Annotated in this window: 15 protein-coding genes; all 15 read right to left on the reverse strand. The window is 54.5% G+C overall.

Features of this window, described 5'->3' with window-relative positions; all coding sequences use genetic code 11:
- Positions 1–2 precede the first annotated feature (2 nt).
- Positions 3–2273, reverse strand: a complete 2271-nt coding sequence (locus CGC65_RS20925) for a DUF5682 family protein (RefSeq protein ID WP_002569673.1) — start codon at positions 2271–2273, stop codon at positions 3–5.
- On the reverse strand, positions 2274–3377 hold the full coding sequence (locus tag CGC65_RS20930) for an AAA family ATPase (protein ID WP_002569674.1): 1104 nt from the start codon (positions 3375–3377) through the stop codon (positions 2274–2276). It abuts the gene before it with no gap.
- Between the two features lie 44 nt (positions 3378–3421).
- Positions 3422–5368, reverse strand: a complete 1947-nt coding sequence (locus CGC65_RS20935) for a hypothetical protein (protein ID WP_007036941.1) — start codon at positions 5366–5368, stop codon at positions 3422–3424.
- A 30-nt stretch (positions 5369–5398) separates the two neighbouring features.
- Entirely contained in the window at positions 5399–6850 is a 1452-nt protein-coding gene (locus tag CGC65_RS20940) for an SWIM zinc finger family protein (RefSeq protein WP_002569676.1), read from the reverse strand.
- A gap of 176 nt (positions 6851–7026) precedes the next feature.
- On the reverse strand, positions 7027–7884 hold the full coding sequence (locus CGC65_RS20945) for a SpoIIIAH-like family protein (protein WP_002569677.1): 858 nt from the start codon (positions 7882–7884) through the stop codon (positions 7027–7029).
- A 17-nt stretch (positions 7885–7901) separates the two neighbouring features.
- Positions 7902–8654, reverse strand: a complete 753-nt coding sequence (locus tag CGC65_RS20950; RefSeq protein ID WP_002569678.1) for a stage III sporulation protein AG — start codon at positions 8652–8654, stop codon at positions 7902–7904.
- Entirely contained in the window at positions 8608–9312 is a 705-nt protein-coding gene (locus CGC65_RS20955) for a stage III sporulation protein AF (protein WP_002569679.1), read from the reverse strand. Before CGC65_RS20955 ends, CGC65_RS20950 begins: the two co-directional genes overlap by 47 nt.
- A 54-nt stretch (positions 9313–9366) precedes the next feature.
- Positions 9367–10650: a stage III sporulation protein AE gene (locus CGC65_RS20960; protein ID WP_002569680.1), complete on the reverse strand. Its 1284-nt coding sequence runs from the start codon at positions 10648–10650 to the stop codon at positions 9367–9369.
- On the reverse strand, positions 10647–11033 hold the full coding sequence (locus CGC65_RS20965; RefSeq protein WP_002569681.1) for a SpoIIIAC/SpoIIIAD family protein: 387 nt from the start codon (positions 11031–11033) through the stop codon (positions 10647–10649). The genes CGC65_RS20960 and CGC65_RS20965 overlap by 4 nt, the downstream gene beginning before the upstream one ends.
- A 27-nt stretch (positions 11034–11060) precedes the next feature.
- Positions 11061–11255: a stage III sporulation protein AC gene (gene spoIIIAC / locus CGC65_RS20970; protein WP_002569682.1), complete on the reverse strand. Its 195-nt coding sequence runs from the start codon at positions 11253–11255 to the stop codon at positions 11061–11063.
- Between the two features lie 94 nt (positions 11256–11349).
- Positions 11350–11883 carry a stage III sporulation protein AB gene (locus CGC65_RS20975; protein WP_002569683.1) on the reverse strand — a complete coding sequence of 178 codons (534 nt, stop codon included), beginning with the start codon at positions 11881–11883 and terminating at the stop codon, positions 11350–11352.
- Complete coding sequence (gene spoIIIAA / locus CGC65_RS20980) at positions 11870–12943, reverse strand: stage III sporulation protein AA (RefSeq protein ID WP_002569684.1); 1074 nt, start codon at positions 12941–12943, stop codon at positions 11870–11872. Before spoIIIAA ends, CGC65_RS20975 begins: the two co-directional genes overlap by 14 nt.
- A 156-nt stretch (positions 12944–13099) precedes the next feature.
- A complete protein-coding gene (locus tag CGC65_RS20985) occupies positions 13100–14065 on the reverse strand; it encodes an alpha/beta hydrolase (RefSeq protein WP_002569685.1) in 966 nt (321 codons plus the stop codon).
- A 42-nt stretch (positions 14066–14107) separates the two neighbouring features.
- Positions 14108–15955 (reverse strand): DUF6320 domain-containing protein, encoded by a 1848-nt coding sequence (locus tag CGC65_RS20990; protein WP_002569686.1) that lies wholly within the window; start codon positions 15953–15955, stop codon positions 14108–14110.
- 78 nt (positions 15956–16033) lie between these two features.
- On the reverse strand, positions 16034–16222 hold the full coding sequence (locus tag CGC65_RS20995) for a hypothetical protein (protein ID WP_002569687.1): 189 nt from the start codon (positions 16220–16222) through the stop codon (positions 16034–16036).
- Between the last annotated feature and the right edge of the window lie 54 nt (positions 16223–16276).

Raw genomic sequence — 16276 nt, forward strand, 5'->3', positions numbered from 1 at the left:
TCCTATATATCGTCAAAGTCAAAACCGTCCAGGCTGTCAAGCAGCTCCATTTCCTCTCCCTTTAACGGCCCGTTCAGTATCTCTCCTGCCTGGGCCGTATTCACCTGCCATATTTCGCCCAGATTCTCAGCCACATCCAGCTTTTCCCTGGAACTGAAAACAGCAAACGCCCTGCGTAAGAATACCAGGGCCCGCTTAAATTCCTGATCATCCAGAGTATCCATATAGGCGCTCAGCTCCCGCCATAAATCCAGCCTGGCAATAAGCGCATACCGGTTCTTCTTAGACAATCCTGCAAACCATCCTGCCCCCAGTTCCGCCGGAATCCCCCTGGAAAGACGGCGGCGGACCTGACGGCTTAATTCCTCTTCCTCCATCCGGCCCCGCTCCAGCAGGATGGCGGCAGCGAAACCGGATATGCCCGTGTTCAGGTCATCCCTGGAAGCTGTCTCCGCAAGCAGGCGGATAAAACGCTCCTCATCCAGAAAGTCATGGTGGAGACACAGGCTGTTGAGCTGATCCATGGCCTCCATAACGCCCTTTTCCGCCTGACTGCCACAGGTACAGGAATTAAGAAACACCAGACAGGCCCTAAGAAACATCTGATTCAGTACAGGCAGCAGGGGTGTGCTGTCCAGATGACGTATGTTGCCGAACCGCACCACAGCGGAAATGCTCTGCGCTGTCCCGGCCAGCTCCATGAAGCCTGCCGCCTCCACCGAGAGCCCCTGCAGAATATCCGTTGCATAAGCAACCATCTCCGGTATACCGCAGCAGCATGCGGCCTCAATGATATCCGCTGCCTCCCCAATCTGCTCCGCCTTCACGGCCTGCTCCTTCATGGCAAAGGATGCCGCGCCGGCCACAGTATCTCCCTTCAGGGCAGACTCCACCAATTCAATTTCCACTTCCGGGGTCCACCGGATATCCCAGCTCTCCGCCCAGGTGGCAGCTTCCTGCTGCTCCTTTCTCAGGACTGCGAAATGTACTCCCAGCACACGCAGGCGGTGCAGGAAAAATGACTGGCGCAGCTCCCGGTAAGCGGCTGCCTCCGATTTCACATTCAGTTTTTCCCGCAGGTCCAGGTTCAGGGTAAAGGCAGTCTCTGTCTTATACTTTTCCAGTTTCAGTTCCCTTAGCTGCCTGTAAAAATCGTCCTGCAGGCAGGTACGGCTGACTCCCTGGGGAAGCTCCCCCACAGCCGTTCCTATCTCCGTGTCCGCTATGGCTAATGCCAGTTCCGGCAGACTGCCGTGCCCCATGGCCGTCACTGCGGCGTCCCTCAAATCGCGCAGGGAGGGCACGCTGTATCCCTTAAGGCAGGCCAGGGACCTGGCCAGTTCCACTGCCTCAATGACCCCGGCAGAGGATACCGGAAAACCATGCTGCCTCTGATAGCCGGATATGGCTGTAAGGTAGCGGTAGGTTCCCATGTCCCTGTCGCCCTCCAGCAGTGCCTGCCACAGCATCCCGTAGTAGGCAGGCGCCTGATTGCCCGCCCCATAGCCGGAGCGTGTGGACAAACGGTAATAGGAATAAGGCATCAGCGTCACATTGCAGGGCACAGAAGGCAGCAATCCCAACTGCGCATCTGTCATGGCAGGCTCCTCTCCGGCCAGTCCCGCCACATGATAAGCACCTGTCACTGCCACGATTCGTTCTGCCTGAAATCCCTCCTTCAGTGCGTTCTCCAGCTTTCTTCTCATATATGCTTCCCGCACAAGTATCTCCGGCCAGTCGCTGTCACCGCCTGCTGTCAGCTCCCGCAGCTGCCGCCCAAAGGCGTCCGCGCCGTCCCGGTACGCCTCATGATTTTCTGAGTGCTCCATGACACGTTCCCAGAAGGTCTCATGGCCGTCCTCCCCGTTAAACCGGTCCAAAAGCCTGTACACATGCTCAGACGCAGAGCCGGACGTATGTTCCGGGGACGCCTGACCCTCCCCGGCCCGCCGGATTCCCAAAAACACATCCGAGGGCAGGTCCATAAACCGGCACTGCGCCCCATGTTCTTTGGCCCAGACAATGGCCTGGTATTCCGGAGAGTACTCTGCAAAGGGGTACAAAACCGTGCGTATCGGAGAGTCCTTAGTAAACGCCATGACTGCAAACGGCGGCTTGGTCTCCTCCCTCACCATGTCATCCATCAGCCCGTTAAAATCAGAGGGGCCTTCCACCAGAATCAGATCCGGCTGTTTTTCATCCAGAAAGCTTCTCAGATGATAGGCGCCGGCCGGCGACAGATGACGGATACCAAAACAATTCGGATGTCCCATCTATTGGTTCAACTCCTTACACTCTTTATAAAGTCCAAGCCACCGGCTGCCGCGTTTCTTCATAACATTTTCCAGGTATTCCTTCCACGCCAGTCCGTCCTTATCCTCATCCTTGACTACAGCGCCCTGAAGGGCGGACGCCAGGTCATAATCTGTTATTTCCCCATTTCCGAAGCTGCCTGCCAGAGCCATGCTGCCCGCTAAAAGCGAAATGGCCTCGGCAGTGGACAACACGCCTGAGGACGGCTTTACCTTCTGCCTGCCGTCCAGGGTCATGCCTCCCCGCAGTTCCCTGAAAATGGTGCATACCTTTTCCACCACCTCATCATGGGGAATCCCGGCCCTGAGCTCCAGGCTACCTGCCAGCTGCTCCACCCTTGACTTCACAATCTCCATCTCCGTGGACATATCGGACGGCGGCGGGAGGATAACGATGTTAAATCTCCGCTTCAGGGCTGCGGACATCTCGTTGACTCCCTTGTCCCTTGTGTTGGCTGTGGCAATGACGGAAAATCCTTTCTGGGCAGGCAGTTCCAGCGCCAGCTCCGGTATGGAGATGCGCTTTTCCGACAAAATGGAAATCAATGCGTCCTGTACCTCACTGGCGCACCTGGATATCTCCTCAAAACGGGCAATGCTGCCTGTCTCCATGGCGCGGTAAACAGGGCTTTTTATCATGGCCTCCCTGGACGGCCCCTGGGCTATGAGCATGGCGTAATTCCATGAATAACGTATGTGCTCCTCCGTGGTGCCTGCGGTTCCCTGTATCACCTTGGTGGAATCCCCGTTGATGGCTGCGGTCAGATGCTCGGACAGCCAGGACTTTGCGGTTCCCGGCTCCCCGATCAGGAGCAGGGCCCTGTCCGTTACCAGGGTGGCAATGGCGATTTCCACCAGCCTGCGGTTTCCGATGTATTTAGGTGTGATTTCCTTTCCGCCAACAGTTCCTCCCGTGATATAGGTGAGGACGGAACGGGGACTCATTCTCCAGCCCGTGGGAACCGGGTCCTGTTCCGCTGCAATCAGTGCGTCAATTTCCTCCTGGTAGAGCTGTTCCGCAGGCAGTCGCTGCACGCTCTCTTCTTTTCCTGCTATTTTTCCCATGATATCCTCCAAGTCTCACTTTATTTTCCCGCAGATATGGTCCGTCAGCCCTGTTCCGGCAGACCGGCAGCCTCGTTGATGGCCTTTCTGCAATAATCATTGGCATCCCAGCTTCTTCTCTCGGAGCTTCCTTTCGGGAAGCCGCACAAGATACGGTCGATCTCCCGAAGCTCCGTCTGACGCTCCTCTTCTGTCATGGGAAGCTGATTCATCTGATGCTGTACGGACCACAGTGATATGCCGGCATTGGGATTCTTTTTCACATATGTGCTTATAAGTCCCTTGAAATCCTTCCAGCCGCACTGTACCAGAATGCCGTACAGCTCCCGGTTATCCGTCACGGTCAGAGCCCTCTTATAAAAATAGGATCCCTTCTCAGCCCTTTTCGCTGCCGGCAGCATGGAGAACAGGATTTTGTCCCGGTCAGTTTCCCGTTGTCTGCCTGCTGCGTCCAGTCCCGCGGCTGTGTCATTTCCAAATATCCTGGCATCCATCAGCATATCCATCCATCGGGAATCCGGCTTCTCATAAAGCCTGCGCCCGATGCGGTGGGCTGTCCCGGACTTTTCGTCCACACGGCAGAGGATTTCACACTCCCCGTCTTCCCGGATACAGTGAATCCGGCCCAGCACAGCCAGCACAGCCGTTCTGGTCTTGCGTTTATCTTCTTTTCCCAGCAGGGAATCCCTGGGAATCTTTCTGCAATAGGATTCATAGACAAAGGCAGCGGGTTTTGTCAGAAAATCAGCTGCCAGGGCTGGTCCCAGCCAGCTCCTCTCCTGCTCACCGGCCAGCTCCCCTGCCAGGGAAATCAGCCGTTCATCCTGGCTGTAAATAATGGAATCTATCAGCATGGCGGGAAATTTCAGCCAGAACTCCGGGCCCGCCGGGTTCATACGGGCTGCCCTGCGGTATACTTCCTGCATGGCCCCGGAGCCTTTGCCCGGAAGGGCCGTAAGCAGCTGGCTCATAAGTCCGTCAAACTCTTTTTTGCTCATGGTTTCCTTTTGGTTCAGGGTTTCTTCTATTATCCCGGCCAGCCGGTCTGAAACCAGGTCGGATTTGGAAAAACGGAGATACCCCACGATCTCCCGCCCCTTCTTTTTAAACTGCTCCTCCCAGTATGCATCTGTCTCTTCCTGCTCCATCATGCCCAGCACCTGCTCTGTCATCTCCAGGCATAGTCCCTTTTCTGTCCGTGCCAAATCTAACAGCACGCCTGTGTTTTCCGTATTAAACCGGAGGGCATGGATAGCCTCTGCCCTCAGTTCCTTCTTCGCCCGTTTAAGAAGGCCCAGATAAAATTCATTTTCCGCCCCGCCGCATATGGACTCTATGACCCTGAGCCTGTGTATCCGCCCGTTATCCGTGGTCTCCCAGAATCCCCGCTTCACAAGCGGAACAATCTGTCCATCCTTCCCAGACAGAAACTTCTCTGCCGCATCTGCTATCTCCGCATACCGGTCCGAAAGAGCCGTTATGACAGCCGCCTGCAGACGGTAATCCTCAAAAACAAGGGGATGCTCCTCCATGGCCTCGGTGATGGGCACCAGCCGTCCTCCTCCGGACTCCGTCAGCGCCTGCTCCAGGGGATGAACCTGGCTGTAGGGCAGGCACGGCGCATAACTGCGTGATATCAGCTCCAGCGGCCGGGGCCCTGCCTCAGCCCCCGCCTCTGGTTCAGGCCGGGTCAGTGCATCCCCGCTGTCCTGTCCTATATGATAACCGGTCTCATATCCGGCCTGGGTACACAAAAGGGCCTCTGATAGGGCCAGGGCATCTAACAGACAGCCCGGACGGTCCTCACAGTCCGGTGCCATAACGTTCTCTGCCATTGTATACAATTTTTTTATCACCGGCACGGCCTGGGCCAGGGGCCGGATCTGCTCCACTGCCCTCCTGAGCCGGAAATCATCTCCAATCAGGTTCACCCCGGCCACTGCCGCTGCTCCAAGGCGCTCATGGAGTTCATATAATCCCTGCAATTCCATGGTAATTCCTCCCTTTCCTGGTTCTGTCCGTCAATAGAGCAGGCGGACCACTTCTTTTGCCGTGATGATTGAATAGGGGTGCAGACATATCCTATGTCTGCTCCTGTCATACCAGAGAACTCCGAACATCACCTGATTTCCTGCCATCTGCCTGTCAGGCAGGATGTCCAGGCGGCAGACAGACGGCCTGTCCCCCGGCCTGTCCTTCAGTTCTATGGTGCTGTTGCCGCAGTACATTATGTATTCCCGCTGCTCCCCCTTGACGCCTTCTGTGCCGACTGTCCCCAGCCCGTCATAGGATACCAGACAGCCGAACCGCCCGTCCGACAATGTGTTTTTAAGCTCATTCTTTGCCGCCTTTACCAGTTCGGGAAGGGATGAAGAGGCCTTATCACGGGCTTCTGCCAGCAGTTCTCCGGTCACCGGCAGGAATTCCTGTCCCTCCCAGCGTATCCTCCGTCCGTTCTCTCCCGGATAATATACCAGCATGGGCACCCTGAGCGCTTCCGTCACGGAATCCTCTTCCTTCACATACTTGAGGGCCTTCACAGGGCGGTAATTATAGGTAATATCAATCTCACCGCTGTCCAAATCCAGCCACCAGCCCTTGTCCACCAGTTCCCTTCTGGCCCCGTCATAGCTGACATGAAAGGACAGCTGGAGCAGGCGTACGTTTTCCTTTTTAAGCCCCAGCTCTATCAGCCTATCCAGGTTCCAGATTCCGCCCAGCTCCTCATACAGGACGCTTGCGTCATCCTCCACCTGGCCCTGCTCCAGCTTTTCCGTCAGATAAGCCCTTGACTTTTTTATCAGGGCCCGGAGAAATACCAGGATTCTTACGGCCTCTTTGTAATCCCCTTTTCCATCCTCCTTAAGCCGCGAAACCTCCAGCACAAGGGACTGCACCAGTCTTTGGGGACCCGGAAGGTAGTAATCCCCCAGCTGCTTTGCCAGGTCCTGGTATACCTTCACCGATGTTCCGTTCAGGGTTCCCAGTCCTGCCTCCACCAGCTCCCTCACCACCTTCTCCGCCAGGTCCAGTCCCTCCAGCTGTTTCTTAAGCTTCTTTGTCCTGGCTGCCTGATTCGTCTTTTTAGGGGCCCTGGGCCTGTCACCCTGACTCTCCTTTTTTCCTGCCCTGACATCCTTCTTCGCCCTTTTATCCAATATATCCTGGGGAATGTCACAGATATCCCAATGGCGGCCCTGTGACAGCTCCATCATGAGAGCCAGACCATGTTTGCACGGAAACTGCCTGCTGGGGCAGCTGCAGCGGCACACCGGGGCGTCATTGTCCGCAAAATCCAGGGTCACCCTGTAGGCCGAACTGCCGCTTCCCTTGCAGGAGCCCATGTAAAAGGTGTCGTCCTCTGACCGGGCATGTTCTGTGAAACCTCCGCTTTTGACAATTTTTCTTGCATTATTGACCGCATTGGCATTGGGAGCCATGGCGGCAATCTGCTGTTCCGGGATTTCCCTCATAATATCCTCCATCCTGTACACGAACTGCGGTACAACTATGTGATTGGTTATTTATTCCATTATACGGAAATTTGGAGGGGGTTGCAATGGAAAGTGGGGCAAAGCGTAAAAAGGCTGCCGCCTTTCCGGTCTTTCAACCGTTAAAGCGGCAGCCCGGCCTTCTGTGTTCCTTCTGCCTATTCTGCCATATTGAGCAGTGTAATGATAATCTGGTCTGCTCCCACCTCTGCCTTGCGTTTCACAATGTCCTCAATCTGGGCCCGCTGGGGATCCGTTATGGAAGGAGCGTTGATAACCACATCCACCTTATCCTTGGTGATGCTGACAACCGGATCTGAGAAGCCTTTTGCCATCAGGAGGGTTTCTGCGGCATTTTCCTTCTCGGAAACCTCGGTCAGGTCAATCATGTCCTGGATGGCCTGCTGTTTGGCTGCTTCGTCAATGCTGTCACTGTTAATCAGGCTCATCAGTGTCTCTTTGTTCTTGGCGCGCACCTGCTCCCTGCTGAGCTGCACGTTTGCTATGTAATCAGCCACGTTCATGCCGCTGGTCAGTACGGCTTCCCCGGGATTCTCCAGGCCGGCCTGGGCGGAGCTGTCCGTATCAGCCGCTGCCATCTGCCCCGGATCAGCTGCCTGGGTAGCCTCCTCAACTCCTGTGCCGTCTCCGGCCTGGGCCAGCTGTCCCTGGTCAGCCCCGGTATCGGCTGCCGCCTGGGCGCCGTCTGCGTCGCTTACCGCATCCAGGTCAGAAGGGTCCTGGTCCAGGCTGGGAATCTCCTGTAGTCCGGCCTGGCCGTTTAAGGAGGCTGCCTGGTTCTCCGCCAGGATATCTTCATCCGAAATGTCCATGGCGCCTGCCTCATACACCCGGTTGCCGCTTGCCAAATCCTTCTTCCCCGCGTAGTTCAGATATCCGGCTGCCGCAATCATGACAGCCAGTGTCGTGATGATGATTTGGTTCCTGCGGAAGAGACGTTTCATGTTCATGTCCTTCATGTGCTCTTTTACCTGTTTCATATTCTTGATTTTCATATCCTGCACTCCTTTATTTATTCCACCCTCTTTAATACTTTTATTTTATGTGCCGGCAGGCCAAATAATGCTTCCATAGCCTCAGAAATTTCAGCTTTTACAGTTGGGCTGCCTCCGCCCTCTGCGCTGATGATGATTCCCGATATCTCCGGACTCAGTTCTTTTTCAACAATGGGCGCGTTTGTACTGCTGCCGGAACCGCTTCCTGCCAGTATGGTATTCTCCTGTATCTGGTTGTTTGTCACATCCCTGGTGCCTCCCCCTGAATCCTTTTCCTGGGTGGTACTGGTATTCGTGGAGCGATCCACCCGCAGCACCTTTTCGCTGGAGGATTTAAGCACCACCATGACATCCACCTTCCCCACGCCGTCCACGGACTTTAATATATTCCTGATTCTGTTTTCCATCTGTGCTTCATAGGATCCGTCCTCGGATGTGCGGGCCGCCGCCGGGTAGGAATCTTCCCGGCCGTCTGATGCGCCTGCCCCATTTCCGTCCGGCCCCTGGGCCATCCCGTTTTGGGAGGAGCCCTGGCCAAAGCCGCTGTCCTCTCCGCTGCCGTTTGTATTGTCCTTTGTCCACAGCGGAACCGCTCCTGCGCCCTCTGTGCCGGCCCCCGCGATCTGCCCGCCGGTATTCTTATCCTTCTTGCTTCCTCCGGGCAGGGGAAAGGAGAGAATCATGAGAAGAACTCCTATAAGAAGCAATAACAGCCACTTTTCCTTAGTCATTTTTCCATTGAATCTGGATATCCGATTCTTCCAGCCCATAGTACTGCGCCACCTTTCCTGTTAAATGGTTTATTTTTTTGTCCGCCGCCATGCCTCCTGCCTCCCCCTCCCCCTGTTCCGGTGTGTCCCCGTTATTCTCCACGCCTCCGGTCTCCGGCAGCTCTCCCAGCTCCACATCCTCAACCTTCACACTGTCAATCCTCCCCGCGTCCACATTCACAGGCCTGCTCCCCATATAATCCCAGCTGCCCAGCTCTGTATCCGCCTTCTTCCCGCTGATGACCAGACCGATTCCTTCAATCTGCCCATAACGGCTGCTGTTTCTGTCACCGTCAATCTGTACGCTGGCTCCGGTGCATTCCAGTCCCTCCGCCCTGGCCATGGCCTCCACATCCGCTGCCACTGCCTGCTCATATTCACGGATGACCTGGTCCAGACGCCGTTCTTCCATCCCCCAAAGATCCTGCTTCAAATCATCCGTATCATTCTGAAAAGAAATGGATTTAAACATGGACGATATCTGCTCATCCAGGTGCAGCCCTCCTGTAAATGGGCTCACTACCAGAAGAATCAGGACCATGCCCGAAAAAAAGCGGATATATTTGCCGTATTTGGAATCCGCCAGAAGATTATTTACCACAGAAAGAAAAATCATGTAGTATATGATGTTCTTCACCCATCCATAGACAGCTTCCATAGGCATCTCCTTTTATTTAACACAATAGGTTCCGGGATTTTTCAGTCTGCTTTGCTAGGAGGCAAAATAATTCACATTGGTGGTGGCGCATGTAATGGCTATGGCTACCATAAACAGAAACATGGAGTAAAGCACAATCTGCAGCAGCAGCTTATGTCCTTTGGACACGCCCGACACACAGGACACCACCCGTTTGTCACACACAGGCTGCATCACGGCAGCCACGCACTGGTACATGATCATGAGGACTGTCAGCTTCATCACCGGAACAACGGATATGACAGCCAATACCACCACGGCCGCGGCTCCCATTGTATTCTTAATCAGCACCCCTGAGCCCAGAACCATCTGGGCCATGGCCCCGGCCCCCTGGCCCAGCCCCGGAATCATTTCCATAAGCCGTTTCATTCCTGCCTGGCCTGCCGCGTCAGCATAGGGAAGTATCATGGCCTGTATGAGATGAAATCCCACCACCAGCCCGGTCAGGGTCCGCAGGCTCCACACCACGGCCTGCTCCAGCAGTTCAGTCAGCTTTGATAAAAGCGCCTCCTTTGCCACATGGCTTCCCAATACCATGAGCACATAAATCCTGACCATGGATATGAGGACTGTGCTGCACAGCCATTGTACCCCGGTCACCGCGCCCAGCATACACTCATACAGCGCCAGGGCGCTCATGCTGCCCCCGGAAAACGCCACCGCCATATAGTAGGCCGGCATGAGCAGCTTCATGAATTCCAGTATCTGTTCCATCACCTGGGCCGCCACCTGCAGACTGGCGGAAAAGCTGGCTGCCAGACATGTAAACAGCAGGAGATATGTAACGAAAAAACCTGTGTCGGAAATCTGGCCTCCCTTAAATACGGAAGAAACATTGGTAAATACAGCTCCAATCAGACCAATGGCAGCCACCTGAAACAGCATCTGGCTCCCCCTGTCCACCTGCGAGAACAGAGCGTTCTTAAGCCCCATTCCGGTCTGGCCCAGGATGCCCTTTAAGTTTCCTTTCATCAGCTCCTTCATCAGCCCCCAGAAGGAAAGTCCTTCCATTCCCCCGTCCTGCTGTCCCATGACATCATCCAGAAACTGCTGAAGCCCCTCCATTTCATCCTGAAGTCCCATGTCCTGCAAAGCCTGGTCCGCCCCTGTCTCTGCCCCCTGCGCTCCGCTGGTGTCCCATCCCCGGCCTGGGGCCTGTTCCCCGCCAATGCCTGTCCCCTGTCCCCCCGCCGAAGCGCCGTAAACAGGTCCGCCTGCCCATCCCAGGACTCCGGCAAACAGCACTGCCAGGCCCCACAGGGCCGCGCTCCTGACTCCCCATTTCTTCCATCTCTTCATCCCAAAAATGTCTCCAATGTCCCAAAAAGCGCCAGCAGAATGGGCATACTGATACCCAGAATGGACAGCTTCCCGAATATTTCAATCTGGTTTCCCAGGGAACCATACCCTGCGTCCTTGCAGATTCCGGATGCAAATTCGGCCACATAGGTAATGCCCACCATTTTAAGCAGGGTCACCAGATACACGCTGTTTACCTTGATATAGCCCTGAATCCGTTCCAGGGCCTCCAATATATCCTTCAGCTTTCCGGTACCGTAAAAGAAGATAAAGGCGCCTGCCGCCATGACCATATATGCTGCGTATTCTCCCTTTAATCCCTTTAACTGCACCGCCAGCAGGACCGTGGCAATCCCCGCAGCCGCAATGGTAATAATTGTCATATGGTTTCCTCCCTGAAAAGGCGCGTTTTACAGCGCAAACAGATTCTTCATTGTCTCAAACAGGTCGTATATGTAAGGTATCATCCAAAATAAAACCAGCACCAGCCCGGCCAGACTCGTAAGAAAAGCCTGTTCATCCCGGCCGCTGTGCTTTAATACCTGGCAGATGACAGATACCAGGATTCCTACTGCCGCTATGCGAAATATCAGATTTACACCCATTGCCGTCTCCTCAATCTTCTTAAAATATATTTATAAATGTGTCCTGTGCCGCACAGTCACATCACCATCGTGAAGCATATGTCCCTGACTTGTCTTAAAACATTACAATCACAAGAAACATCCCGCCCATGATTCCCAGGCTTGTGTACAGCCTGCATTTCTCCCTCTGGTTCTGCCTCAGATAATCAATCGTCAAATCCAGCTGTTCCAGATACAGCTTCAGGGTCCGTTCCTGCATGTCCACATCCAGATACCCCAGATGCTCCCCCAGATGGGCCAGCTGTTCCAAATCCTCCTGTTCCAGGGGAATGGGGCCCGAATCCGTATTCAGGTTCATCACCTGGCGTTTCCATATCTCCTGAAGGGATTCTCCCTCCTGCATATAAATTCCCTCTGCCGCGGCCTCAAACAGGCCCCCCAGAGGTCCCGGCTCCCGTTTCCCCACCCGCTCCAGGGCTTCCGCCAGCGGCGCCCGGCTGTATGTAATCTCGCCTTTTAAGAAATATATCATCTGCCTCAGGGTTTCCAGCATCCTCAGCCGCCCTTTCCACTGCATGGCAGACCAGATTCCCAGTCCGCCAGCGGAAAACAGCACCAGAACTGCCCCTGTCCATTTAAATGCCGCCACCTTCCGACTCCTTTCCGCTTCCATCTGCATACAGGACATTTCCCCTGCCGTCCCATATAGACGCCACATGGCCTGCCGTTCCCCGGCAGTCCAGAAGAATCATCCGCTCAAAGGCGCCCTGTTGTATCAGCTCTCCCACAGCCGGCTTCTGCATGATATCCTCCAGCGAACTGCCGTGGATGGTGGCTGCCAGAGAACAGCCGCAGTTTCTCACATATTCAATGGCCTGCACGTCCTCCCTGCTCCCAATCTCATCCACCGCTATGACCTGGGGCGCCATGGACCTCACCAACATCATCATGCCCTGGCTTTTGGGACAGCAGTCCAGCACATCGGTTCTCATGCCCAGATCATTCTGTGGCACTCCCTGGTAGCAGGCTCCTAACTCAGACCGCTCATCCACCACTCCCACGGACACCCCCGTTATCCTTCTGCCGGATCGCTGGGTCCTGGGTCCGTCCGAGACCTGACGGATCATGTCCCGCAGCAGGGTGGTCTTGCCGCACCTGGGCGGCGATATCACCAATGTATTCAGGAAACGGCCATCGTCTGAATACAGATAATCCATCACCTGGTTGGCGCAGCCCTGAATCTGATGGGCTACCCGTATATTGATGAAGGAGATGGATTTCATAAGCCGTATATCCTGTCCAAAAGCCATGGTCCTGCCAGCCACACCAATCCGGTGCCCGCCCTGTATGGTGATGAATCCCTGACGCAGCTCTTCTTCCGCTGCATAGACGGAAAAGCTGCACATATATTCCACGGTCTCCTTCATCTGAGCCTGGCTGACCGTTACGATTCCGGCCCTGGCCCAGTACCGCTCCTGCTCCTGGCAGCGGCCGCTTCCCCGGATATCCCTTACCGGCGGATCGGGAACCCCCACCGCCAGGCTTCCATCTGTTTTAACCGCATATTCCCGGCCGCCGCAGATAAGCAGCAGCGGCTTCTGGGTCCTCATCCGTATCTCCTGTACCCTGTCGAAATCCACAGTAACCTGTCCAAGTACTGCACGCAGATCCCTTGGGAATATTTTTAAGACTTCTTCCCTGCCAGCCATAATCTTCACCCCTTTTACCTCAATATATGAAACGTGTCCAAAAATATGACTGGAGCCGAAAAAAAGGCAGCACCGGCCCGGCGGGGGCTGTGCTGCCAATTCTGATTCATCTGTGTCTGTTTTATCTGTCTTATCTGTTTCCTTCTATCTATCTATCTATCTTCTTCTCTTTACCTTCTTAACAATCTGGCCCGTAGGCCTCCTGTCAATCTTGTATACAATCTGCATAAACCGGGCCACCTCGTCCCAGGCTTCCCGGCTCTCAGGAACCAGGTCCATACTCATCTGGAACACATGAAACATCCCCTCATACACGGACACCCGGCGCTTTACTCCGGCCCTCCGGGCATTCTGGGCCACCTCCAGCGTATCGCTTAAAAGCATCTCATGGCCGCCAGCCTGAAGAAGCATGGGCGGCAGGCCCCTGAAATCCCCGAATACAGGCGACATATAAGGATCCCTGGGATCAGCGCCGCTGATGTATGAGGAATTGTAAAGCATACTCTCCCGTGAATTGCCAAAGAGAGGATCATTTTCAAAATTAAATTCATAACTGTCACCGCTGCATGTCAAATCGGCCCAGGGGGACATGAGCACCAGCCCGGCGGGCTGAGGCATCCCATGGTCCCTGAGGTAAAGACACAGGGCCAGGGCCAGGCCGCCTCCTGCGGAATCACCGGCAACCACCACCTGGCCCGGCCTGTAGTGTTTTTCCTTAACCAGCCACTGGTAGGCGTGAATAACATCCTCCAGGGCCGCCGGATACGGGTGTTCCGGCGCCACCCTGTAATCCACGGTCAGCACATCCCCGCCGTAGCTGAGACGGCTGTAGCGCACGGAAAACTTACGGTAAATATTCTTCATGGGGCCTATATATCCGCCTCCGTGAAGCTGAAGCACCACCCTGCCGGTGACCACTCCCTCCGGCTTAAGATATTCCATTTTAAAGGGTTCCCTGTCAATAATTTCATACTCGTAGCCAGATGGGCATACCCAGGCCGGTTCCACGGGATTTTTCCTGAATTCCCCTGTCTGGATGGGTTTTCCCAGGGACGTTTCCATGATGTCGTGAATCATATCCCGCACCAGCGCCCCCCGTATACTCACATTTTTATTACGCATGCTTATCTGTATCCTCTCTGTAAATGCAGGGTCCCTCCGTTATCACAGATGAAACCGTCTGATGAGTTCGTTCTTAAACCTTCTGTCCCCCAGGAATATGGTCAAAGCCAGGATTCCCACGGTCAGTATTACTGTTATAATTGCCATGGCAGGGTGGGTGACCAGCCCTGCGGCCCACAAAATCAGCGGGATAAAGCTGAAAACCGTAATGGCGATCTGGTACATGAAATAGCTCTGCCAGTTCAAACGGTTCACAACAATGAGGAACACCACGGCCGCATCCGCAAACAGTATGGTTCCCGGCACAGCATAGTTGACGGACCAGCCTTCAAATCCCAGGACCCGGTCTATCATCACAAGCAGAATCTGCATGCCAATGGTTTCTATCAGCAGTGATTTTCCCAGATTGGCATGGCGCAGGATGGAATACCGGAGGGTCAGGCCCACATAGGCGATACCCGGTATGGCAATGCCCGACCACCAGAGCCCGTCATAGGTAACAATATTAACCAGGCCCAGAAACAGTGCCACCACAGCCAATACACCGTAGCATACAAGCACCAGTTTTTTCCATATGCTCTCGTCATGCTGAATCACCGGATAATTCCCCTTATCCGCCTCCGGCATGATAACGCCGTTGCTCTCCAGCTCCACCGGAATGCCGTCCGCCCTCAGGCGGCCGAAAAAACATTCCTCCAGCCTGGAATCCTGGAATACCTTGGTGAAGGTGATGACGGTCCTGTGGCCGAAGGAACACACGCCGCATTTGGCCGGCTGGCGCTTTGACACCCCGATCAGCATGCGGAACCCTTCAATGTCATCCTGATACTCCCGGTCCATGGAGATAAGACCGATATTGGATAAGGTAATGGTATGGGCCCTGTCATTGCGCCGGAAGATGAAGCCCAGAGCCAGCCACTTGACAAACAGCGGAAGGATGCGGACATACCATTTCTTCTCATTTGAGACATTGTAGGAAATGGTCTCCTCCAGTTTTTCCTTCACTATCTTCTCGTCCATCTGCCTGCATACCGATGCGAGAATTTCCTCAAATTCATCCCTGCCCTGTCCCGGTTCATGGTCAATGGCTGTCACCGCGAAAAAGTTGGAGGCTGTGTCGGAGCCGAAAAAGGCCCTCAGGTTAATGGGAAGGTTCACACCGATATGGCGTCCCTTCCGGCCTTCCTCCTCATATACTCTGGAAATGGACCAGATCAGGCAGGCGGTCAGGTACTTTGTGATACTGACCCCCATTTTACGGCTTACCGCCTTAAGCTCCCCTGTGTCCGCGTACCCGTGGACCACACTCTCCCCTCCAAAGGGAATATATCTCCCAGTAAGGCGCAGCGCCGGCCGGGAGCTGTAGCGTCTGGTCTGCATTTTCCGGTAATTCTTAAGGTAGCTGTCCTCTGTCTGGGTGGACACGCCTTCTCCCGGCCCCGCGCCGGTCCTGCGCCCTCCCCGCTTTAATTCCAGGTATCCTGCGGTCAGTTCCTTCAGGAAATTCACGGCCCCCATGCCGTCCGTCACCGCATGAAATACCTCCAGATTGATTCTGGTTCCATAATAGCTTACACGGAACAGGTAGAGCTGGTTGCTCTTGGGGTCGATATAGCGGCAGGGCCAGCTTCCCTCCTGCTCCACAAAGGGCTGGCGTTTGTTCTCCTCGAAGTAATACCAGAAAAAACCTCTCTTAAGCTTCACCTTGAACCCGGCAAACCAGGGCAGTACCTCTTCCAGCGCCTGTCCCAGCAGTCCGGGGTCTATCTCTTCTTTCAATGTTACGGAAATACGGAATACATTGCTCAGGTTTTCATTGGCTATCATGGGAAATATCTTACCTGTGTTATCCAGCCTGTGCCACCGTTTTCCCTGGGGATTCTTTTTCATAGCGCCCCTTTCTGCCGGCCGTCCCGCAGATTTCCTGCCGGTCCGGCGCAAACTGTATTTTCTGCCATTATATCTCTATCATCCTGCATTCACAACTATATTATACTTAATTTTTGTCTGCCCCATTGTTTTTGCCGCTGTTTTAGCCATTATTTTTGCCCCCCATGGCTTCTTTTGGCGTCTTTTGTTTTTACCCCGGATATGATATATTGGACCCATACGCCCGGACAATGGCAGGCTGCTTTCAAATTCCGCAGGAAATATCATGATTCCTCCTTTATTTCACCTAAAATAGGGGTATAACAACAAGAGGAGGTATCC

Source organism: Enterocloster bolteae (genome assembly GCF_002234575.2).
Classification (GTDB): Bacteria; Bacillota; Clostridia; order Lachnospirales; family Lachnospiraceae; genus Enterocloster; species Enterocloster bolteae.

Bases quoted from the DNA above. Each gene is read 5' to 3' on its own strand.
- CGC65_RS20925 (WP_002569673.1), bottom strand. From the start codon at position 2,273: ATGGGACATCCGAATTGTTTTGGTATCCGTCATCTGTCGCCGGCCGGC.
- CGC65_RS20930 (WP_002569674.1), bottom strand. From the start codon at position 3,377: ATGGGAAAAATAGCAGGAAAAGAAGAGAGCGTGCAGCGACTGCCTGCG.
- CGC65_RS20935 (WP_007036941.1), bottom strand. From the start codon at position 5,368: ATGGAATTGCAGGGATTATATGAACTCCATGAGCGCCTTGGAGCAGCG.
- CGC65_RS20940 (WP_002569676.1), bottom strand. From the start codon at position 6,850: ATGAGGGAAATCCCGGAACAGCAGATTGCCGCCATGGCTCCCAATGCC.
- CGC65_RS20945 (WP_002569677.1), bottom strand. From the start codon at position 7,884: ATGAAAATCAAGAATATGAAACAGGTAAAAGAGCACATGAAGGACATG.
- CGC65_RS20950 (WP_002569678.1), bottom strand. From the start codon at position 8,654: ATGGGCTGGAAGAATCGGATATCCAGATTCAATGGAAAAATGACTAAG.
- CGC65_RS20955 (WP_002569679.1), bottom strand. From the start codon at position 9,312: ATGGAAGCTGTCTATGGATGGGTGAAGAACATCATATACTACATGATT.
- CGC65_RS20960 (WP_002569680.1), bottom strand. From the start codon at position 10,650: ATGAAGAGATGGAAGAAATGGGGAGTCAGGAGCGCGGCCCTGTGGGGC.
- CGC65_RS20965 (WP_002569681.1), bottom strand. From the start codon at position 11,033: ATGACAATTATTACCATTGCGGCTGCGGGGATTGCCACGGTCCTGCTG.
- spoIIIAC (WP_002569682.1), bottom strand. From the start codon at position 11,255: ATGGGTGTAAATCTGATATTTCGCATAGCGGCAGTAGGAATCCTGGTA.
- spoIIIAA (WP_002569684.1), bottom strand. From the start codon at position 12,943: ATGGCTGGCAGGGAAGAAGTCTTAAAAATATTCCCAAGGGATCTGCGT.
- CGC65_RS20985 (WP_002569685.1), bottom strand. From the start codon at position 14,065: ATGCGTAATAAAAATGTGAGTATACGGGGGGCGCTGGTGCGGGATATG.
- CGC65_RS20990 (WP_002569686.1), bottom strand. From the start codon at position 15,955: ATGAAAAAGAATCCCCAGGGAAAACGGTGGCACAGGCTGGATAACACA.
- CGC65_RS20995 (WP_002569687.1), bottom strand. From the start codon at position 16,222: ATGATATTTCCTGCGGAATTTGAAAGCAGCCTGCCATTGTCCGGGCGT.